The organism is Microbacterium sp. PAMC21962 (assembly GCF_019443465.1).
GTDB classification, from domain to species: Bacteria; Actinomycetota; Actinomycetes; order Actinomycetales; family Microbacteriaceae; genus Microbacterium; species Microbacterium hominis.
In genome coordinates, this window is the sequence record NZ_CP080381.1 from 520,365 (window position 1) to 539,775 (window position 19,411).

Consider the following 19,411-nt stretch of genomic DNA (forward strand, 5'->3'; position numbering starts at 1 on the left):
TGGGAGAAAAGATAGCGGACGACTCCGACGTCGCGCCTATTACGCGAGAGAGCCCCCGACCACCTCGAAGTGAGGCAGCCGGGGGCTGGCGAGTAGCATCCGGTCCATGTCTTCATCGGTCAAGTGCATCTTCTGCGGTCGTGGCGGCGAAGCAGGGAACCGAATGAGCGAGGAACACGTGCTGCCACAATGGGTGCGCAACGTGATCCCGGGCGGCAAACAGTCGGACTGGATCGGGGGTCGAGCTTCCGACGGCCAGGTTGACCGGGAGTACACCGGTCGGATGGCTATCGCTCGAGAGAAGGTTGTCTGCGAATCATGCAACACCGGCTGGATGAGTGATCTCGAGGATGCGATTAAGCCTGTGCTGACGCCGTTGATGATGGACACTCCGCAACTGCCGCCGCTGAGCGCCGTTGAACAGGACCTACTCGCACGGTGGGCTTTCAAGACGGCATCTGTCGCGGATGAGGTCTACCGGTTCAAGCGGAAGAGCCATGTTGCGCCAGGGCTCGCGCTCTCGTTTGGGGCTACAAATGGATCGACCATGCCAGACCGCACGACGGTTCTCCTAGCACGCAGCGACCCGACCGAAACCATCCGAGACGACCGCGCACGGACAGTGGACGCATACTCGGACCAGTTCGAGATAGTCCGGCGAGCGGAAGTCATCGGGCACTTGTTCAGGGCCGTCATCCGGGTCCGGTCAGTTGCTTTCGTGATCTTCTGCCACGATGTCCCAGGATTGAACTATTCCCCGCTCGAAGTCCGCGAGACCGAGCCGCTTCTGCCCTACGTCCGACAGATCTACCCTACGCTCGAACGAACGCTTCGTTTTCCTGAGCTTCCTTCGATCGCCTCGATCGGGGGAATCGGAGCGCTTGTCGGTCACGATCGGCTGTCGAGAGGTGAGCTTGTGAGACGACGACCCCACAATCGACCATAGGCAGGGCGAGATGGGCACGAACGGCGCTGGATGTCACGGGGTCGTTACCTGCTCGAATCCCGCCGATCGCTATGCTCCGAGGATGGTCGCGGGGGCAGAGGTAGTCGTCGAGCGCAAGCTTTTACCGCAGTTGCGGGCGGGTCTAGACGTGGCTCGCGCCGCGACAGCCGTGTATGTCGTGCTGCACCACGTGGTCAATCTCCCGGGTCCTGCAGGCGTGATCTTCTCCTTTGGGCAGGAGGCCGTCCTCATCTTCTTCCTGCTTAGTGGGTTCGTGATCTTCGCGAACGAGCGGGAGCGTGTTCGCCGGCCGGGCCTGCGATCCAGAGAGACGGGTCAAGGAATCCAGAAATAGTGCCTATTACCTGGGATTTTTTGTAGGGCGGGTGGGACTTGAACCCACGATCGTCGGGTTATGAGCCCGCTGCCTTGACCAGCTTGGCCACCGCCCCTTGTCCCGGGAATTCTAGCGGGGTCGCGGGTCGTCCTTGTCGCGCACCGGCGGCTCCGGCCACACCTTGGCGACGGCGTCGGTGAGGCGCTGGGAGCCCGGCGACACGCCCTCTCCGCTGCCGCGGGTGATCGGGATCTCCTGGCTGTCGCTGACTATCTGCGGATGGTGCCGTGCGAGTTGGAACACGCCCGTGACGGCGAGGGCGCCGGCCGCGACGAAGCCCACGTACGCGCCCCAGGGGGCGCCCTCGGCCTCGCGGAGCACCGCGAGACCGATCACGATCGCGACGATCGGGTCGATGACGGTGAGGCCCGCGATGACCAGGTCCGGGGGCCCGGACGCGTAGGCGGTCTGCACGAAGTAGGCGCCGATCGCCGTGCCGGCCAGCAGTGCCACGATGCAGACGATCGTCAGCCACTCGAAGTCACCCGAGCGGATGCGGCTGAGCACCACCTTGGCGAGCGTCGCCACGAAGCCGTACATGATGCCGGCGGCGACGATGTAGAACAGCGCTCCCATGCGTGCGCGCAGCCAGACCCACAGGGCGGTGAGTACGATCGCGACGCCCGCCAGGATGAGGAGCACCGTGATGAGCTGCCCGTCGCTGATCGGGGTCTCGGTCGCGTAGAGAGCGGCCACGGTGACGAAGACGAAGATGCCGGCGACGCACAGCCCGATCGCGGAGAGCGAGCGACGCGTGGGGCGCAGACCGCTGATGCGGGCGTTCAGAAGGGTGGTGATCACCAGTGAGACCGCGCCCACGGGCTGGACGAGGATCAGCGGCGCGAACGTCAGCGCCGACAGCTGGCAGACGATCGCGAGGCCCAGCATCACGGTGCCGGCGACCCACGAGGGACGCCGCAGGAGGTTCCACATCTGTCCGCCCGTGAGGCCGGACGAGCCGTGCGTGGCCGTGAGGCGTTCGACCTTCTGCACGCCGCGGTGCTGATACTGCGCACCGAACGACATGAAGACGGCACCGAGGAGGGCCAGCGGGATGCCGATGAGGATGCCGGGGTCGGCGAAGACGCCGACGAGCTTGTCAGTCACGTCTCCGAGGTCGGTCATGGCGGCATACACCCCTCGACACTAACCGCCGGGTGCGCTCGATAGGCTCAGGACGTGGCTGTTCTTCCGATTCGCATCATGGGCGATCCCGTCCTCCACTCCCCCGCCGATCCCGTCACGGAGGTGACGGAGGAGATCCGAACCCTCGTCGCCGACATGTTCGAGACGATGGATGCCGCCCCCGGCGTCGGGTTGGCGGCCCCGCAGGTCGGGGTGGGCCTGCGCATCTACATCTACAGCTATCAGGACGACGACGGCAATCCCTGGCGCGGAGTGATCATCAACCCGCAGCTGTGGATGCGTCCTCCGGTGCCCGGCGCGCCGGATCCGGACGACGAGTCCGAGGGATGCCTGTCGTTCCCGGGCGAGCGGTTCCCGCTGCGGCGCTCCGACGAGGTGCTCGTGACCGGCGTCGACCTCGACGGCGCGCCCGTGCGCATCGAGGTGGACGGGTGGCGTGCGCGCATCATGCAGCACGAGTTCGATCACCTCGACGGCATCCTCTACATCGACCGTCTCGACGACGGCGACTGGAAGACGGTGCAGAAGATCGCCCGCAAGCGCGGGTGGGGACGTCCCGGCGCGTCGTGGACCCCCGGCGTCGACGACCTCGACGCCTGATCGACGTTCACCCCTCCCGCGGGAAACGAAAACGGCCCCAGAGTGGAGTCTGGGGCCGTTCGCTCCCCGGCTTGGACTCGAACCAAGAACCTGCCGGTTAACAGCCGGCTGCTCTGCCAATTGAGCTACCGAGGATCAGTCACCCGCGAGCGGGCAACCCGTCCATATTAGCAAAGGTCGGGGCGTGGTCGTGACAACCGACACGCGATCACGACACGAGTCGCACGCCGCCGTCCGGCGTCCACAGCAGGTCGGCCGTGCCGTGGCCGTAGGCCACCGGACGTCCCCCGCGGAGCACGAGCACATCGGCGTCGATCTCGCGCACGGCTTCCGCGTCGTTGGTCACCATGAGGATCGCCATCCCGCTCTCGTCGCGGCGGCGCAGGAGCGCGTCGCGAACCGCCTGCCGCACCTCGAGGTCGAGGTTGGCGTAGGGGTCATCGCCGATGAACACCCGCGGCTGCAGCACGAGGGCACGCGCGATCGCGACACGCTGGCGCATGCCCGAACTGAGCTCATACGGATACCGGGCCGCGGCGCCCAGCGGAAGCTCGAACTCGTCGAGCAGACTGGCCACCCGCACCGCGAGCGCCCGCTGGTTGACGCGTCGGTCGCGACTCGTGATGGGCTCGCCGATGACCTCCCCGACCGTGAGCCGCGCCGGCAGGTCGGCGCCGGCGCGCTGCGGCACGTAGCCCGTGTAGTAGGCGCGCACACGGGCCGCGCGCCCCTTCTTGCGGATCGGGGTGCCGTCGACCCAGGCGTCGCCGCCGACGACCGTGAGCGAGCCGTCATCGGTTCCGGCCAGGAGCGCGGCCAGGCTCGACTTCCCGGCGCCCGTGGCACCCATGACGGCCAGGGCTCGGCCGGCGTCGAGGCGCACGCTGACGCCGTCGACGACGCGCACGCCGCCGCGGGCCACGGACAGGTCGTCGCACCGGACCGCGGCGGTGACGGCGTCGAGGGAGGATCGACGAGGCATGGGGTTCATCCTGCCCTCTCCGGCGCCGTCGCGCCAGCGGGCTCGCGCCGCCGCCGCGCGGCGTCAGGACGCGTTGTCCGTCAGAGCCCGTCGGCGTGCGTCGAGCTCGCGCAGCGCGAGCCGCACGGTGCGACCCTGCTCGGACTCGGCGGGCAGACGTTGGATGGCGCCGAGCATCTCGCTCTTCTCACGATCGAGCGCTCGGATCCGCAGCCGGCGGGCGAGCGCGTGCGTGGATGCCGCGGCCTCCGTCTCCGTGAGAGCCGGGAAGTCGGCGGTGAGCAGTTCGACGGCCAGCGACCGGTACGGCTCTCGGACGGCCTCCACGGCCGTGGAGGCCCAACCGATCCGGGTGCGATCGGTGTGCGAGAGGAGCGCCTGGCGCACGGCATCCAGCGCCGGCACGGTCATCGGCAGCGCGAGGGCGGCATCGAGCTCACCCCCGTCGACGAGGTGACCGTACTGCAGCACCCCCATCAGGGCGTCCCGCTCCAGCGCCGCGTCGGCCGAGCGCGGCAGCGTGCGCAGGCTCATCCGCAGCGCCGGCTCGCCCGGTGCCGAGGCCGAGGCGTCTGCCGACCGCTCACCGCGCGGCGTCGCGTCGGACGACGCCGCACCGCCGGTCCGTGCGTCGTCGCCGCGTCGCGCCGCCTCGCGGCCCGCCCGCTCGACCTCGCGTCGCACCGCCTCGGTGTCCATCCCGAGGCGGCGCGCGAGCACCCGGGTGTACTCGGGCTGCAGCAAGGGGTCGCGCAGCTCCCCCACGACCGGCGCAGCGGCGCGGAGGGCGCCCACGCGTCCCTCCACACTCGACAGATCGAACCCCGCGAGTCGCTGGTCGATGACGAACTCGAACATCGGGACCTTGGTCTCCATGAGCGAGCGGACGGCGGCATCCCCGCGCTCGAGGCGCAGGTCGCACGGGTCGAGCCCCTGCGGGCCCGTCGCGACGTACGTCTGCGCGTTGAACCGCTTCGCGTCGGCGAAGGCTCGCAGTGCGGCCTTCTGGCCCGCCGCATCCGGGTCGAACGTGAAGACGACCTCCCCGGCGGCCGAGTCGTCTCCCATGACCCGTCGGAGCACGGTGATGTGGTCGGAGCCGAACGCGGTGCCACACGTGGCGACGGCGGTCGTGACCCCGGCCAGATGGCAGGCCATGACGTCGGTGTAGCCCTCGACGACGACCACGCGGTGCGAGCGCGACACGTCCTTCTTCGCCAGGTCGAGCCCGTACAGCACCTGCGCCTTCTTGTAGATGGTCGTCTCAGGGGTGTTGAGGTACTTCGGCCCCTTGTCGTCCTCGTACAGCCGTCGCGCGCCGAATCCGATCGTCTGTCCCGTCACGTCGCGGATGGGCCACACGACGCGTCCGCGGAAGCGGTCGTACACGCCGCGCTGGCCCTGCGAGACGAGGCCCGCCGCCGACAGCTCCTCGTCGCTGAATCCCTGCCCGCGCATCGCGTCGCGGAGCTTGTCCCAGCCCTGGGGCGCGTACCCGACGCCGAAATGCGCGGCCGCGCCCGCATCGAACCCCCGCTCGCCGAGGAAGCGGCGCCCGGCATCGGCCTCGGGCGAGGAGAGCTGGCCGCGGAACCACTCGGCGGCCGCCGCGTTGGCCTGGTACAGCCTCGTGCGCCCACTGTTCTCAGGCGCGGCGCCGCCGTCCTCGTAATGCAGGGTGTAGCCGACGCGGGCGGCGAGGCGTTCGACCGCCTCCGTGAAGGACACGTGGTCCATCGCCCGCAGGAACGAGTAGACGTCCCCCGATTCCCCGCACCCGAAGCAGTGGTAGTAGCCGACCTGCGGTCGCACGTGGAAGCTCGGGCTGCGCTCGTCGTGGAACGGGCACAATCCCTTCAGCGACCCCACCCCGGCCGACTTCAGGGCGACCCGCTCACCGATCACGTCGCCGATGTTGATGCGGGCCTTCACCTCGTCGACGTCCGACTGTCGGATGCGCGCCATCAGTGCCCCTCGGCGGGCCAGAGTCCGGCGATCGGCTCCGGAAGGGCGAAGCCGCTGGGGGCGATCGTCCGGTCGTCGCCGGAGCGCAGTCCGAGCTCGCGCAGGTCGACGGGACCGATGAGGCGCGCGTGCCACTCGATCGCGAACCGGTCCGTGAGGCTGGAGACCTGGTCGACGACGACGCGCTTGCGCGCGGCATCGGTGGATGCCGCGGCGAAATCCTCCGCGTGCAAGCGGTCCAGGTGCTCGGGGCGCTCCCACAGGGCGCTCGCGAGCCGCTTGAGCACGCGCCGCTGCTCCTTGTAGAGGCCGCGGCGGCCGTCGATCGTGACGACGAAGGCGCCGATGATGCCCTTGAGCACCGCCATCTCCGCCTCGATCACGCGCGGGACGATGACGCGCCCCCGGTAGCGCGTGAGCACCGGAACCGAGTAGTGCTCGCGGGTCGCGGTCGTCGCGGCGCGCGCGAAGCGGCCGATCAGGTCGGAGGTGAGGTTCTTCAGCCCGGCCAGCGCGGCGCGCGACCCGTCGAAGCCGGGCAGCCATTCGGGCATGCGGGTGAGCCGGTAGAGCGCGTCGGCGAGCTCGTCACGGGTGAACCCGAAGCCCACCCATGCCTGGATAGCCGTCAGCAGCGCCTCGTGCTCGCGGGCGTCGGCGAGGCGGGCCGGGTCGAGGTAGCCGTTGAGCACGGCGTCCTCGAAGTCGTGCACCGAGTAGGCGATGTCGTCGGAGAGGTCCATGACCTCCGCCTCGATGCAGCGCACCCTCCCCGGCGCGCCGAGGCGCATCCAGCGGAAGACGGCTTCGTCCTCGGGGTAGACGCCGAACTTCTCGCGGCCGCCGGGATCGGGCACGCCGTGCTCCACCGTCCAGGGGTACTTGCAGGTGGCGTCGAGGCTGGCGCGGGTCAGATTGAGACCGGCGCTCTGGCCCGCGGCATCCATCACCTTCGGCTCCAGGCGGGAGAGGATGCGCAGCGTCTGCGCGTTGCCCTCGAACCCGCCGATGTCCTCCGCCCAGTCGTTCAGCGCCCGTTCGCCGTTGTGCCCGAACGGAGGGTGCCCGATGTCGTGGCTCAGACACGCCGTGTCGACGACGTCGGGCGACAGCTCGAGGGCGATCGCGAGCTCGCGGCCCACCTGCGCCACCTCGAGCGAGTGCGTGAGACGGTTGCGGGCGAAGTCGGCGGGGCTGGCGGGGCTCAGCACCTGCGTCTTGGAGGCGAGGCGCCGCAGCGCCGCAGAATGCAGCACGCGAGCCCGATCGCGGGCGAAGCCGTCGCGCTGCGAACGGTGCTGTTCCGGGACGAAGCGTTCCGCGTCGTGATCGTCGTAGCCGGACGGGCGGCCGGAGGCGATGCCGACGCCGCTGCCATCACCCGCCACTGGTGTCGACCTCCGCCTCGGCCAGCTCGCGTGCGGCGTCACCGCTCATCTCGCGGCTGTGCAGCCACCCGTCGGGCAGGGCGGGCCGCTTGGGCGTGCCGGCGCGCCCGCGCTGGCCCTCCGCCGCCGCCCCCGGGTACGGGGCATCGAGATCGAGGGTGGCGATCAGGTCGTCGATCTCGGCGAGGGTCGACACCGTCGCCAGCTGGGCGCGGGTCTCGCCGCCGACGGGATAGCCCTTGAAGTACCAGGCGACGTGCTTGCGGATGTCGCGGCATCCGCGGCCCTCGTCCTCGAAGAACTCGACCAGCAGCTCCGCGTGACGGCGGAACGCGGCTGCGACGAACCCGAGCGTCGCGTCGACGGGCGCACCGGCGGCGGCCCCCGGGCCTCCGAGGCCGCGGGCGAGGTCGCCGAACAGCCACGGGCGGCCGAGGCAGCCGCGGCCGACCACGACGCCGTCGCATCCCGTCTCGGCCATCATGCGCGCGGCGTCGTCCGCCGACCAGATGTCGCCGTTGCCGAGCACCGGGATGGACGTGACGGCCTGCTTGAGGGCGGTGATGGCCGACCAGTCGGCGTGGCCGGAGTAGAACTCCGCGGCGGTGCGGGCGTGCAGCGCGACGGCGGCGACACCGGCATCCTCGGCGATGCGTCCCGCATCGAGGAAGGTGAGGTGGTCTGCATCGATGCCCTTGCGCATCTTCACCGTCAGAGGCACATCGCCGGCGGCGCGCGCGGCGCGGGTGACGATCTCGCGGAAGAGCCCGAGCTTCCAGGGCAGCGCCGCTCCCCCGCCCTTGCGGGTCACCTTGGGAACCGGGCAGCCGAAGTTGAGGTCGATGTGGTCGGCGCGGTCCTCCTCGACGAGCAGGCGCACCGCTGCTTCCGTGGTGGCGGGATCGACGCCGTACAGCTGGATCGAGCGCGGCTTCTCCGACTCGTGGTGGGTGATCAGGCGCATGGTCGTCGCGTTGCGCTCGACGAGCGCGCGTGTCGTGATCATCTCGGAGACGTAGAGGCCGGCGCCGTACTCACGGCACAGCCGACGGAACGCCGTGTTGGTGATCCCCGCCATCGGCGCGAGGACGACCGGCGCGTCGAGCGCGATGGGCCCGATGCGCAACGCGGGGCCGGTGGAGACGGAGAGGGACATCTTGTCCATTCTCCCAGACTCCCGCGGTCACGAAGGCGGCGTACGGCCCTATCGTGGAGAACATGGCCGAGACACAGACGGTGGACATCCGCGACATCCCCTACACCGACGCGTCGGGCGTCGAGCACACGCTCTCCGAGTGGGGCGACAAGGCCGTGCTCGTCGTGAACGTCGCCTCCAAGTGCGGGCTCACGCCGCAGTACGAGCAACTCGAGGAGCTCCAGCGCACCTACGGCGCGCGCGGCCTGCAGGTCGTCGGGTTCCCGTGCAACCAGTTCATGGGGCAGGAGCCCGGCTCGATGGAAGAGATCCTCGAGTACTGCGCGGTCACGTGGGGCGTGAGCTTCCCGATCATGGACAAGGTCCGTGTCAACGGCTCGCACGCGGCACCGCTGTACAAGGCGCTGAAGAAGGCGAAGAACGCCGAGGGCGCGAAGGGTCCGGTCATGTGGAACTTCGAGAAGTTCCTGCTGACCCCCTCGGGTCAGGTGCACCGGTTCCGTCCTCAGACGAAGCCGGACGCGCCCGAGATCATCGCCGCCATCGAGGCGAGCCTGCCCGCCTGATCGTCGCGGACGGGCGTTTCGACGCGCTGCGCTCGCTCAACGACCGGGTGGCGCCGCCGCCCTCCACCGGTCGTTGAGCGAGTCGCGCAGCGGCGAGTCGAAACGCAGCCGAGTCGAAACGCAGCCGCCTCAGGCGTCCTGCTTCTCCGTCCAGACCTGCCGTGCGATCTGCGCGAACGCGTCGGCCGGCTGTGCGCCGCTGACGCCGTACTTGCCGTCGATCACGAAGAACGGCACGCCCTGGATGCCGTAGGCCTGCGCCTGCGCCTGATCGGCGCGGACATCGGCGAGATGACGGCTCGACTCCAGCGCATCGCGCACCTCGTCGGCATCCAGCCCGATCTCGGACGCGAGCGCGACCAGGTCGTCGACCCGGCCGACGTGCTTGCCCTCGGTGAAGTAAGCCGACATCAGACGCTCCGCCATCTCGTTCTGGCGGCCCTGCGCCTTCGCGAAGTGCAGCAGTTCGTGCGCCTTCACGGTGTTCGTGTGCTGCAGCAGGTCGAAACGGTACTCGAGGCCCGACCCCGCGGCGACCCCCGTCACCTGGTCGAGCATCTCGCGGACCCGCTCGCGCGGCATCCCCTTGTGCCCGGCGAGGAAGTCCAGTTCGTCGCCCTCGAAGTCCACCGGTGTGTCGGGTGAGAGCTCGAAGGAGTGGAAGGTCACCTCGACCTGGGGGGCGTCGGGATCGTCGGCGATCTGAGCCAGCCCGGTCTCGAGGTTGCGCTTGCCGATGTAGCACCACGGGCAGGCGATATCGCTCCACACGTCGATCGTGATCTTCTCCGTCATGCCTGGTGCAACTCCGTTCGCATCGCGGTCTATTCCGCGGAGTCGGCGGTCGGGGCGTCGACGGCGCCGCCGAAGCGGCGGCTGCGGCCGAGGTAGAGCTCGATGGCGCCCCAGAGATCGGTGCGCGAGAAGTCCGGCCACAGGGTGTCGAGGAACACCATCTCGGCGTAGGCGGACTCCCAGAGCAGGAAGTTCGAGGTGCGCTGTTCACCGCTGGAGCGCAGGAACAGGTCGACGTCGGGCATGTCGGGCACGTACAGGTGCCTGCGGAGGGTCTTCTCCGTGATGGCCGACGGCTTCAGGCGTCCCGCGGCGATCTGCTCCCCCATCGCCCGCATCGCGTCGACGATCTCGTGGCGGCCGCCGTAGTTGATGCACATCGTGAGCGTGAGGGTGTCGTTGCCCGCGGTCAGCTGCTCGGCGTACTGCAGCTCCTTGATGACCGAACCCCACAGGCGCGGCTTGCGTCCGGCCCAGCGGATGCGCACGCCCCACTCGTTGAGCTGGTCGCGGCGGCGGTGCAGCACGTCGCGGTTGTAGCCCATGAGGAAGCGCACCTCGTCGGGCGAGCGGGCCCAGTTCTCGGTCGAGAAGGCGTAGACGCTGAGGTGCTTCACCCCGGCCTGGATCGCGCCGGCGACCACGTCGAGCAGCACCTCCTCGCCCGCGCGGTGCCCCTCGATGCGCGTGAGCCCGCGCCGGTTCGCCCAGCGGCCGTTGCCGTCCATGACGATGGCGACATGGTTCGGCACACCGCCCTTCGGAAAGCGCGGTGGGTGGATGCCGGTCCAGTCGAGGGGACGGTACGGGACCGCATCGCGGTGCGTGTAGGGCTTGGGGCTCACCGGGGGGACTCCACGTGGGACAGGGATCGGATGCCGCGCTCGAGGTGCCACTGCGCGTAGGCTGCGACGAGACCGGAGGCCGACGCCGTGGCGGCGTGCGTCGCGGCATCCACGATGTCCCATTCTCCCGCGATCAGCGCGCGCAGCAGCACGCCCGTCTCGGGGCGCAGCCGTGCGGAGCCGGCCGGGGCACAGTCGCCGCACACCACGCCGCCGAGCTGGGCGACGAACCAGTCGTGCGGACCCACGGCGCCGCAGCGTGCGCAGTCGGTGAGCGCCGGCGCCCACCCCGACAGGGACATCGCGCGCAGGAGATACGAATCGAGCACCGAGCGCGCGGCGCGCCCGCCCTGCGAGAGCGTGCGGAGCCCGCCGACGAGCAGGAGGTACTGCTGCGGCGTCGCCTCCGCCTCGTTGAGACGGTCGGCCGTCTCGACCATGGCGTGGGCGGCGGTGTAGCTGTCGTAGTCGGCGACGATCGCGGCGCCGTAGGAGCCGAGCGACTCGGCCTGCTGCACGATGTCGAGCGAGCGCCCCTGGTACAGCTGCACGTCGGCGACCATGAACGGCTCGAGGCGGGCGCCGAACTTCGATGACGTGCGCCGCACACCCTTCGCGACCGCGCGCACCTTGCCGTGGCGACGGCTGAGCATCGTCACGATCCGGTCCGCTTCCCCGAGCTTGTGGGTCCGCAGGACCACGACCTCGTCGCGGTAGGTGGGCACCCCTCGATTATCCCCGTCGGCGCGGACATCGGGCGGTATTGGAGACAATGGACGGGTGACGGAGCAGCTGTTCGTGATCCCCCTCTGGGCCGACCTCCTCGCCGTGGGTCTCGGCGGCGTGCAGGGGGCGCTGTTCTCGTCGGGATTCGTCGGGCAGCGCCGGCTCGACCTGCTGGGCGTCGTCATCGTGGGCACCGTCATGGGCATGGGCGGCGGCATCATCCGCGACCTGCTGCTGAACGTCGAGCCCGCGACGCTGCAGAGCAACTGGTACCTCATCACGGCGGTCGGTGCGGCGCTGGTCGGCATGCTGCTGGCCAACATCTTCGAGCGCCTCAACGGCGTGATCGTCGCGTTGGATGCCGTGGTCATCGGGCTCTTCGGCGCGTTCGGCACCTCGAAGGCGCTGGCGCTGGGACTGCCCGTGGTGCCCGCCGTGTTCGTGGGTGTCTGCGCCGCGGTGGGCGGCGGCATCCTGCGCGACGTCATCATGGGGCTGCCGGTGGCGATCATGCACGTCGGCTCCCTCTACGCGGTCGCCGCGGCGGTCGGCTGCGCCATCCTCGCGTTCGCGCACGCCCTGGGCGCGCCGCTGGTCGCGGCAGCCGTCGCGTGCGTGATCGTGACGACGGTCATCCGGCTGCTCGCCGTGATCTTCGACATCTCGCTGCCCGAGCAGCGAGCCCTGTACCGCCGCAAGGTCGCGGTGGAGACCAGCGCGATCCCGATCATCCGGCCCTGAGGCGTTTCGACTCGCTGCGCTCGCTCAACGACCGGGGGTGGGCGTCGCTCAACGGCCGGGGGTGGTGGGCGTCGCTCAACGACCGGGGGCGGGAAGCCTCCCGGTCGTTGAGCGAGGAGCGCAGCGACGAGTCGAAACGCGGCGACCTCAGACCGCGGCCAGCGACGCCGAGCGCTCGCGGGTGCGGATCGCGCGGTTGACGCACGACACGATCGCCTTGAGGGATGCCGTGGAGATGTCGCCGTCGATGCCGACGCCCCACAGCCGCTCGCCGTCGACCTGCAGCTCGACGTACGAGGCGGCCTGCGCGTCGCCGCCGGCGCTGAGCGTGTGCTCGACGTAGTCGTACAGCGTCACCTCGAAGCCCTGCGCACGCACGACCTCGAGGAACGCGGACACCGGGCCGTTGCCGACGCCGCGGGTCGAGAAGGTCTCCTCGCCGTCGCGGAGGGTGACCTCCAGTGACACCTCGCCCGACATGTCGCTCTGCGTCCGGGTGGACAGCAGCTCGAAGCGGCCCCACTTCTCGTCCGCGTCACGGGCCGGCAGGTACTCATCGGTGAAGATGTCCCAGATCTGCGCGCTGGAGACCTCGCCGCCCTCGGCATCCGTCTTGGCCTGCACGACCCCGGAGAACTCGATCTGCAGCTTGCGGGGCAGATCCAGCGCGTGGTCGGTCTTCAGCAGGTACGCGACGCCGCCCTTGCCGGACTGCGAGTTGACGCGGATGACGGCCTCGTACGAGCGGCCCAGGTCCTTCGGGTCGATCGGCAGGTACGGCACCGCCCACTCGATCTCGTCGACGGTGACTCCGGATGCCGCGGCCCGCGCCTCCATCGCCTCGAAGCCCTTCTTGATGGCGTCCTGGTGCGAGCCGCTGAAGGCCGTGAACACGAGGTCGCCCGCCCAGGGGCTGCGCTCGTGGACGGGCAGCTGGTTGCAGTACTCCGCGGTGCGCTTGACCTGGTCGATGTCGCTGAAATCGATCTGCGGGTCGATCCCCTGCGTCAGCATGTTGATGCCCAGGGCCACCAGGTCGACGTTGCCGGTGCGCTCCCCGTTGCCGAACAGGCACCCCTCGATACGGTCGGCGCCCGCCATGTAGCCGAGCTCGGCGGCGGCGATCGCCGTGCCGCGGTCGTTGTGCGGGTGCAGCGACAGGATGACGTTCTCGCGGTGCGCGAGGCGGCGGCTCATCCACTCGATCGAGTCGGCGTAGACGTTCGGCGTCGCCATCTCCACGGTCGCGGGCAGGTTGATGATGACCTTGCGCTCGGGCGTAGGTTCGAACACCTCGATGACCTGGTTGCAGATGTCGACGGCGAACTCGAGCTCCGTGCCGGTGTACGACTCGGGCGAGTACTCGTAGTAGACGGCCGTCTCGGGGATGCGCTTCTCGAACTCACGGCACAGGCGCGCCCCGTTCAGCGCGATGTCGATGATGCCCTGCTTGTCGCTGCGGAACACGACCTCGCGCTGCAGCACGCTCGTCGAGTTGTAGAGGTGCACGATCGCCTGCTTGGCGCCCGCGATGGCCTCGTAGGTGCGCTCGATGAGGTGTTCGCGCGCCTGGGTCAGCACCTGGATGGTGACGTCGTCGGGGATCCGGTCCTCTTCGATGAGCTGGCGCACGAAGTCGAAGTCCGTCTGGCTGGCGGAGGGGAAGCCGACCTCGATCTCCTTGTAGCCCATGCCGACGAGCAGCTCGAACATGATGAGCTTGCGCTCGGGGCTCATCGGGTCGATGAGCGCCTGGTTGCCGTCGCGCAGGTCGACGGCGCACCAGCGCGGCGCGGTCGTGATGCGGGCGTCGGGCCACGTGCGATCGGGCAGGTCGACACGGATCTGCTCGTGGAACGGACGGTACTTGTGGATCGGCATGCCGGACGGCTGCTGCGTGTTCTTCATGGGGTTCGCTTCTCTCGTCTAATGAGGGCGGGCCGCCGGCGGCAGGAAATGCCAAGCTCCGCGACGAGGAAGGCCCTAGAACGAGGTCTCGTCGCGGCGGCTAAGAAGGAGGCCGAACGCGCGCATGTCGACAGCGTACACCGCCACGCGAGGCGGTGCGACTCACGGGATCAGCGCCAGCGCTCCGCCGGGGTGTCCTTCCGCGAGCAGCGCGAGCGCAGCCGGCGCCTCGCTGAGCGGGAACGTCCGAGCCACCGGGACGACGAGCGTGTCGGCCTGCGCGGCCGCGACGAGCCCGGCGCGCGCCTCGTCGCGGAAGCGGGCGCTGTCCGGCAGGGCGCCGGCGATCCAGCGGAAGCCGTCCTGCCGGGCGCCCGCGGGATTCACGATCGTCACGATCCGATGCCGGTCGGAGACGACGGCGAGCGAGACGTCGATCGCCTCGTCGGTGCCGACGGCATCCAGCGCCGCGACGATCGGAACGTCGCCCGTGACGGCGGCCAGGCGCTCGGAGAGGCCGGGTCCGTAGACCACCGGCTCGCCGCCGAAGCGGCGCACGCGGTCGAACGAGGTCTCGGCTGCGGTGCCGATGACGTGGATGCCGCGCAGTGCGGCCAGTTGCAGCACGGCCACGCCCACGGCGCCCGAGGCGCCGTGCAGCAGGATCGTCTCCCCCGGCTTCGCCTCCACGACGTGCAGCATCTCGGCGGCGGTCGTGCCGGTGAGCAGGAGGTTCGCCGCCTCCGGGTGGGTCAGCGGCGACGGCTTGTGGAACGCCGTGGCGGCATCCACGGTCAGAGCCGTCGCGTAGCCGCCGGCGATCCGGAACGCGACGACCTCGTCGCCGATCGCGGCGGGCCCCGACCCGATCACCGTGTCGGGGCCGAGAGCGACGATCTCACCCGAGACCTCGTACCCGATCGCGACGGGCCAGGACTGACCGTTCTCGGCGGCGACGTGCTTCCCGTCGGCGGGGTTCACACCGGCGGCGTGAACGCGGATCGTGACCTCGCCGGGGCCGGGAGCGGGCACCTCGACATCGGCGAACTCCCACGTCGCGGGCGTTCCGGCCCGGCGGGCGATCCACTGGCGCGCCACGTCAGAACCCCAGCCGTCCGAGCTGCTTGGGATCGCGCTGCCATTCCTTCGCGACGCGCACGTGCAGCTTCAGGAACACCTTCGTGCCGACGAGGGGTTCGATCTGCGCCCGCGCCCGCGCGCCGACGGCCGCCAGTCGCGACCCCTTGTGGCCGATGATGATCGCCTTCTGGCTGTCGCGCTCGACGACGAGGTTCGCGTAGATGTCGGTGAGCTCACCTTCGTCGCGGCGGGAGATGTCGTCGATGGTCACGGCGATCGAGTGCGGCAGTTCGTCACGCACGCCCTCCAGCGCCGCCTCGCGGATGATCTCCGCGATCCGGTCCTCGAGGGACTCGTCGGTGACCACCCCCTCCTCATAGAGCGCGGGGCCGGTCGGCATGAGCGTGAGCAGCTCGTCGGCGAGCACGTCGAGCTGTTCGTTCGCGACGGCCGACAGCGGGATCACGGCGTCCCAGTCCTCGCGCAGGCTGTCGACCTCCATGAGACGCTCGGTGATCTCGTCGCGGGAGGCGATGTCGGTCTTGGTGACGATGGCCACCTTCTTCGCCCGCGGGTAGCCGTCGAGGGATGCCGCGATACGGCGGTCGCCGGGGCCGACCTTCTCGGTCGCCGGAACGAGGAAGCCGATGGCGTCGACGTCGCCGAGTACCTGCTCCACGAGGTCGTTCAGGCGCTGTCCGAGCAGCGTGCGCGGCTTGTGGATGCCGGGGGTGTCGACGATCACCAGCTGGCCGGCCGGGCGGTTGACGATGCCGCGGATGGCCCGTCGGGTGGTCTGCGGCTTGTCGGAGGTGATCGCGACCTTCTCGCCCACGAGGGCGTTGGTGAGGGTGGACTTGCCCACGTTGGGCCGGCCCACGAAGGTCACGAATCCCGATCGGGTGCGGTCGTCGGCGGGAGGGGTCATCGGCCGGCCTCTTCTCGTTCGGTGCGGCGTTCATCGCCCCAGGCGGCGTCGACGGCCCGGAGTCGGTCCGTGGCCTCGACGAAGACGGTGGCCAGACCCCGACCGCGGCCGCGCGAGGTGCCGCCGGTCAGTCGCAGGCCGGAGTACTCGGCGGTCGCGCCCGGAAGCGGCACCCGTCCGAGGAGCTTGCCGAGCAGACCGCCGATCGAGTCGACGTCGTCGTCCTCGAGCTCGAGGCCGAACAGCTCTCCCACCTCGTCGAGGCCGAGGCGTGCGCTCACGCGGTAGCGTCCCGCGCCGAGCTCGACGACCTCGCTCGAGCGCGGATCGTACTCGTCGGAGATTTCGCCGACCAGCTCCTCGATGAGGTCTTCCAGGGTGACGAGGCCGGAGACGCCGCCATACTCGTCCACGACGAGGCAGACGTGCACGGCATCCCGCTTCATCTGCTGCAGGAGGGTCTCGGCCTTCATCGATTCCGGCACGAACACGGCGGGGCGCGCGATCTGCGCGACGGGCGCGTCGCGCCACGCCGTCTCGTCGCGGTAGGCGAACTGCACCAGGTCCTTCAGATAGACCACGCCGGTGATGTCGTCGGCCTCGCCGTCCGCGACCGGGACGCGCGAGACGCCCTTGTCGAGGAACAGCTGCATGGCCTCCTGGGTCGTCGCGGCGGCATCCATCGTCACCATGTCGGTGCGCGGGACCATGACCTCCCGCACGAACGTGTCGGTGAACTCGAACACGGAGTGGATGAGTTCGCGGTCGTCCTCCTCGATGAGGTCCTGCGACGCGGCTTCGTCGACCATGCTCAGCAGCTGCTCCTCGCTGGCGAACGAGGTGCCGCGGTGAATGCCGGGCGTCACCCGGTTGCCGACGATGACGAGGAGGTGCGCGAGCGGGCCCAGAACGATGCGTGCGCCGCGCACGAGGGGCGCGCAGGCGTGAAGGAGTCCCCGGGCATGCTGGCGACCGACGGCGCGGGGACTGGCGCCCACGAGGACGAACGAGACCACGGTCATCAGGATGGCCGCGGCCAGCATCGCCCACCAGATGCTGTCGAAGGCGAGGGTGAAGGCCACGGTGACCACCACCGCCGCCGTCGTCTCGGCCAGGATCCTGATGAACACGACCGCGTTGCCGTGCGCCTCGGGATCGGCGCCGATGCGCGCCAGCGCCACGCCGTTGCGACCGGTGACCGACATCTCCGCCAGGTCGGCGCGGGAGGTCACTCCGAGCGCGGCATCGAGGGCGGCCATCAAGCCCCCCAGCGCGACGAGGAGGGCGGCGGCGACCAGGAGGAGGATCTCGGTCATGCGCGTCGTCGGCGCTCGGACACGTGGAAGGCCGCGATGAGGTCGCGCTGGAGCCCGAACATCTCGCGCTCCTCCTCCTTCTCGGCGTGGTCGAATCCGAGCAGATGCAGCAGGCCGTGGGTGGTCAGCAGGATGAGCTCGTCCATGGTCGTGTGACCGGCGGCCTGGGCCTGCGTCTCGGCGACCTGCGGGCAGAGCACGATGTCGCCGAGCAGCCCGGGCGGCGTGGGCTGCTCCTGGGTGCCGGGGCGCAGCTCGTCCATCGGGAAGCTGAGCACGTCGGTCGGCCCCGGCTCGTCCATCCACTGCACGTGCAGGGCTTCCATGGCGCCCTCGTCGACGAGCAGGATCGCCACGTCGGCGTCGGGGCTAACGTGCAGCTCCGCCAGGTTGTTCTCGGTGAGGCGCAGCAGCACCGTCTCGTCGATGTCGACGCCGGACTCGTTGGTGATCTCGATGGTCATGCGCGTCCTCGCTGGGTTCCTCGCGGCGGCAGGTGGTCTCGGGGGCCGCCGCCTCGGGTCTGGCCCCGCCGCTCGGCGCGGCTGGCGAACTCGGAGGCCTCGTCGCGTTCGCGTCGCGACGCGAGCCGCTGCTCGTCGTACACGCTGTACGCGTCGACGATGCGTCCGACGAGGCTGTGGCGGACGACGTCCTCGCTGGTCAGCAGCGAGAAATGGATGTCGTCGATGTCCTTCAGCACGCGGGTCACCAGCCGGAGTCCGGAGGCGCCCTGCGGCAGGTCGATCTGGGTGATGTCGCCGGTCACGACCATGCGCGTGCCGAAGCCCAGCCGGGTGAGGAACATCTTCATCTGCTCGGGCGTCGTGTTCTGCGCCTCGTCGAGCACGACGAACGAGTTGTTCAGGGTGCGCCCGCGCATGTACGCCAGCGGGGCGACCTCGATCGTCCCCGACGCCATGAGCTTGGGGACGATCTCCGGGTCCATCATCTCGTTGAGCGCGTCGTAGAGCGGTCGCAGGTACGGATCGATCTTGTCGGTCAGCGTGCCCGGGAGGAACCCGAGGCGTTCACCGGCCTCGACGGCCGGTCGCGTCAGGATGATACGGTCGACCTCCTTGCGCTGCAGCGCCTGGACGGCCTTCGCCATGGCGAGGTAGGTCTTGCCGGTCCCGGCCGGGCCGATGCCGAACACGATGGTGTTCTCGTCGATCGCGTCCACGTACCGCTTCTGACCGAGCGTCTTCGGTCGTATCGTGCGGCCGCGCGAGCTGAGGATCGCCTCGCCCAGCACCTCGGACGGCCGTTCGCCCGTGTCGGCGCGGAGGATCCGCTCCGACGTGCGCACGTCGGCGGGCTCCAGGCCCTGGCCCGCCCGCGCCATGGCGATCAGCTCGTCGACGAGTGCGCGTGCCCGGGCCACGACATCCCGATCCCCGCTGAGGGTGATCTCGTTGCCCCGTACGTGCACCTCGACATCCGGGTGCTCACGCTCGACGACCCGCAGCAGGCGATCCTGCGGTCCGAGCAGCTGCACCATCGCGATGCCGTCGGCGAGGATCCGCTCGACGGCCGCGCCCTGTTCGCTGTCGGCGGGTTCAGCCACCGAGGCTCCCTTCGTCGAGTCCACCGGCGAGGACGTGGGCATGCACGTGGAACACCGTCTGCCCCGCGCCGGAGCCGGTGTTGAAGATCAGACGGAAGTCGCCGTCGGCGTGCTCGGCGGCGAGCGTGTGGGCGAGGCCCACCATCTCGCTGAGCAGAGCGGGGTCGGATGCCGCGAGCTCGACCACGTCGCGGTGCGCGGCGGACTTGGGGATGACCAGCAGATGCACGGGCGCCTGCGGTGCGATGTCGCGGATCGCGAACACGTTCTCGGTCTCGGCGAGGATCTCGGCCGGGATCTCCCCCTGCAGGATGCGCGTGAAGATGGACGGTTCGCTCATACTCCGAGTGTAGTCAGCG

20 protein-coding genes and 2 tRNA genes are annotated in these 19,411 nt (G+C 69.8%); 5 read left to right on the forward strand and 17 right to left on the reverse strand.

The features are described 5' to 3' along the window. Positions 1–106: 106 nt before the first annotated feature. Both KY498_RS02530 and KY498_RS02535 read left to right on the forward strand, forming a co-directional pair. Positions 107–946, forward strand: a complete 840-nt coding sequence (locus tag KY498_RS02530) for a hypothetical protein (RefSeq protein WP_191008569.1) — start codon at positions 107–109, stop codon at positions 944–946. Between the two features lie 82 nt (positions 947–1,028). Beyond that, positions 1,029–1,301: an acyltransferase family protein gene (locus KY498_RS02535; RefSeq protein ID WP_191008568.1), complete on the forward strand. Its 273-nt coding sequence runs from the start codon at positions 1,029–1,031 to the stop codon at positions 1,299–1,301. A gap of 23 nt (positions 1,302–1,324) precedes the next feature. Here KY498_RS02535 and KY498_RS02540 read toward each other — a convergent pair. Together KY498_RS02540 and KY498_RS02545 are read right to left on the reverse strand one after the other, a co-directional pair. Then, positions 1,325–1,398, reverse strand: a tRNA-Ile gene (locus KY498_RS02540). A 14-nt stretch (positions 1,399–1,412) separates the two neighbouring features. Continuing rightward, a complete protein-coding gene (locus KY498_RS02545; RefSeq protein ID WP_232783901.1) occupies positions 1,413–2,468 on the reverse strand; it encodes a DMT family transporter in 1,056 nt (351 codons plus the stop codon). Between the two features lie 54 nt (positions 2,469–2,522). On the opposite strand from KY498_RS02545, the gene def reads away from it, so the two are divergent. Further along, positions 2,523–3,089, forward strand: a complete 567-nt coding sequence (gene def / locus KY498_RS02550) for a peptide deformylase (RefSeq protein WP_191008567.1) — start codon at positions 2,523–2,525, stop codon at positions 3,087–3,089. Positions 3,090–3,151: 62 nt separating this feature from the next. Here the strand turns inward: def and KY498_RS02555 are convergent. From KY498_RS02555 to dusB, 5 genes are all read right to left on the reverse strand, one after another. Continuing rightward, positions 3,152–3,224: transfer RNA gene (locus tag KY498_RS02555), tRNA-Asn, on the reverse strand. A 73-nt stretch (positions 3,225–3,297) separates the two neighbouring features. After that, positions 3,298–4,071 (reverse strand): ATP-binding cassette domain-containing protein, encoded by a 774-nt coding sequence (locus KY498_RS02560; RefSeq protein ID WP_101306316.1) that lies wholly within the window; start codon positions 4,069–4,071, stop codon positions 3,298–3,300. A 63-nt stretch (positions 4,072–4,134) separates the two neighbouring features. After that, complete coding sequence (gene dnaG, locus KY498_RS02565; RefSeq protein ID WP_191008566.1) at positions 4,135–6,036, reverse strand: DNA primase; 1,902 nt, start codon at positions 6,034–6,036, stop codon at positions 4,135–4,137. Continuing rightward, positions 6,036–7,424 carry a deoxyguanosinetriphosphate triphosphohydrolase gene (locus KY498_RS02570; protein WP_060958932.1) on the reverse strand — a complete coding sequence of 463 codons (1,389 nt, stop codon included), beginning with the start codon at positions 7,422–7,424 and terminating at the stop codon, positions 6,036–6,038. The genes dnaG and KY498_RS02570 overlap by 1 nt, the downstream gene beginning before the upstream one ends. Beyond that, a complete protein-coding gene (gene dusB, locus KY498_RS02575; protein ID WP_191009692.1) occupies positions 7,414–8,580 on the reverse strand; it encodes a tRNA dihydrouridine synthase DusB in 1,167 nt (388 codons plus the stop codon). The genes KY498_RS02570 and dusB overlap by 11 nt, the downstream gene beginning before the upstream one ends. 62 nt (positions 8,581–8,642) lie before the next feature. Between dusB and KY498_RS02580 the strand changes: the two genes are divergently transcribed. After that, a complete protein-coding gene (locus tag KY498_RS02580; protein WP_191008565.1) occupies positions 8,643–9,146 on the forward strand; it encodes a glutathione peroxidase in 504 nt (167 codons plus the stop codon). Between the two features lie 129 nt (positions 9,147–9,275). Here the strand turns inward: KY498_RS02580 and KY498_RS02585 are convergent, their stop codons facing one another. From KY498_RS02585 to recO, 3 genes are read right to left on the reverse strand one after another with little or no spacing between them, the layout of a single operon-like run. Continuing rightward, on the reverse strand, positions 9,276–9,941 hold the full coding sequence (locus KY498_RS02585; protein ID WP_101306311.1) for a DsbA family protein: 666 nt from the start codon (positions 9,939–9,941) through the stop codon (positions 9,276–9,278). Positions 9,942–9,970: 29 nt separating this feature from the next. Next, the gene (locus tag KY498_RS02590; protein ID WP_060958935.1) at positions 9,971–10,786 is read right to left on the reverse strand and encodes an isoprenyl transferase; all 816 of its coding nucleotides are present in this window, start codon (positions 10,784–10,786) and stop codon (positions 9,971–9,973) included. Continuing rightward, the gene (gene recO, locus KY498_RS02595) at positions 10,783–11,511 is read right to left on the reverse strand and encodes a DNA repair protein RecO (protein ID WP_060958936.1); all 729 of its coding nucleotides are present in this window, start codon (positions 11,509–11,511) and stop codon (positions 10,783–10,785) included. The genes KY498_RS02590 and recO overlap by 4 nt, the downstream gene beginning before the upstream one ends. Positions 11,512–11,566: 55 nt before the next feature. On the opposite strand from recO, the gene KY498_RS02600 reads away from it, so the two are divergent. Then, positions 11,567–12,253, forward strand: coding sequence for a trimeric intracellular cation channel family protein (locus tag KY498_RS02600; protein ID WP_060958937.1), 687 nt, complete (start codon positions 11,567–11,569; stop codon positions 12,251–12,253). Between the two features lie 147 nt (positions 12,254–12,400). Here KY498_RS02600 and leuA read toward each other — a convergent pair whose 3' ends face one another. The 7 genes from leuA to KY498_RS02635 form a co-directional block, all read right to left on the reverse strand. Beyond that, entirely contained in the window at positions 12,401–14,161 is a 1,761-nt protein-coding gene (leuA, locus tag KY498_RS02605; protein WP_060958938.1) for a 2-isopropylmalate synthase, read from the reverse strand. Positions 14,162–14,323: 162 nt separating this feature from the next. Then, positions 14,324–15,259 carry an NADP-dependent oxidoreductase gene (locus KY498_RS02610; protein ID WP_219879453.1) on the reverse strand — a complete coding sequence of 312 codons (936 nt, stop codon included), beginning with the start codon at positions 15,257–15,259 and terminating at the stop codon, positions 14,324–14,326. Position 15,260: 1 nt separating this feature from the next. Beyond that, positions 15,261–16,169 (reverse strand): GTPase Era, encoded by a 909-nt coding sequence (gene era, locus KY498_RS02615; protein WP_060958940.1) that lies wholly within the window; start codon positions 16,167–16,169, stop codon positions 15,261–15,263. Continuing rightward, positions 16,166–17,485: a hemolysin family protein gene (locus KY498_RS02620; protein WP_060958941.1), complete on the reverse strand. Its 1,320-nt coding sequence runs from the start codon at positions 17,483–17,485 to the stop codon at positions 16,166–16,168. The genes era and KY498_RS02620 overlap by 4 nt, the downstream gene beginning before the upstream one ends. Then, entirely contained in the window at positions 17,482–17,949 is a 468-nt protein-coding gene (ybeY, locus tag KY498_RS02625) for an rRNA maturation RNase YbeY (RefSeq protein WP_191008564.1), read from the reverse strand. The genes KY498_RS02620 and ybeY overlap by 4 nt, the downstream gene beginning before the upstream one ends. Continuing rightward, positions 17,946–19,094 carry a PhoH family protein gene (locus tag KY498_RS02630; RefSeq protein ID WP_060958943.1) on the reverse strand — a complete coding sequence of 383 codons (1,149 nt, stop codon included), beginning with the start codon at positions 19,092–19,094 and terminating at the stop codon, positions 17,946–17,948. Before KY498_RS02630 ends, ybeY begins: the two co-directional genes overlap by 4 nt. Further along, a complete protein-coding gene (locus tag KY498_RS02635; protein WP_101306307.1) occupies positions 19,045–19,392 on the reverse strand; it encodes an HIT domain-containing protein in 348 nt (115 codons plus the stop codon). The genes KY498_RS02630 and KY498_RS02635 overlap by 50 nt, the downstream gene beginning before the upstream one ends. Positions 19,393–19,411: the final 19 nt, after the last annotated feature.

Bases quoted from the DNA above. Each gene is read 5' to 3' on its own strand.
- KY498_RS02585 (WP_101306311.1), bottom strand. From the start codon at position 9,941: ATGACGGAGAAGATCACGATCGACGTGTGGAGCGATATCGCCTGCCCG.
- KY498_RS02635 (WP_101306307.1), bottom strand. From the start codon at position 19,392: ATGAGCGAACCGTCCATCTTCACGCGCATCCTGCAGGGGGAGATCCCG.
- KY498_RS02580 (WP_191008565.1), top strand. From the start codon at position 8,643: ATGGCCGAGACACAGACGGTGGACATCCGCGACATCCCCTACACCGAC.
- dusB (WP_191009692.1), bottom strand. From the start codon at position 8,580: ATGTCCCTCTCCGTCTCCACCGGCCCCGCGTTGCGCATCGGGCCCATC.
- KY498_RS02535 (WP_191008568.1), top strand. From the start codon at position 1,029: ATGGTCGCGGGGGCAGAGGTAGTCGTCGAGCGCAAGCTTTTACCGCAG.
- KY498_RS02630 (WP_060958943.1), bottom strand. From the start codon at position 19,094: ATGCCCACGTCCTCGCCGGTGGACTCGACGAAGGGAGCCTCGGTGGCT.
- ybeY (WP_191008564.1), bottom strand. From the start codon at position 17,949: ATGACCATCGAGATCACCAACGAGTCCGGCGTCGACATCGACGAGACG.
- KY498_RS02560 (WP_101306316.1), bottom strand. From the start codon at position 4,071: ATGCCTCGTCGATCCTCCCTCGACGCCGTCACCGCCGCGGTCCGGTGC.
- era (WP_060958940.1), bottom strand. From the start codon at position 16,169: ATGACCCCTCCCGCCGACGACCGCACCCGATCGGGATTCGTGACCTTC.
- KY498_RS02545 (WP_232783901.1), bottom strand. From the start codon at position 2,468: ATGACCGACCTCGGAGACGTGACTGACAAGCTCGTCGGCGTCTTCGCC.
- leuA (WP_060958938.1), bottom strand. From the start codon at position 14,161: ATGAAGAACACGCAGCAGCCGTCCGGCATGCCGATCCACAAGTACCGT.
- KY498_RS02620 (WP_060958941.1), bottom strand. From the start codon at position 17,485: ATGACCGAGATCCTCCTCCTGGTCGCCGCCGCCCTCCTCGTCGCGCTG.
- dnaG (WP_191008566.1), bottom strand. From the start codon at position 6,036: ATGGCGCGCATCCGACAGTCGGACGTCGACGAGGTGAAGGCCCGCATC.
- KY498_RS02530 (WP_191008569.1), top strand. From the start codon at position 107: ATGTCTTCATCGGTCAAGTGCATCTTCTGCGGTCGTGGCGGCGAAGCA.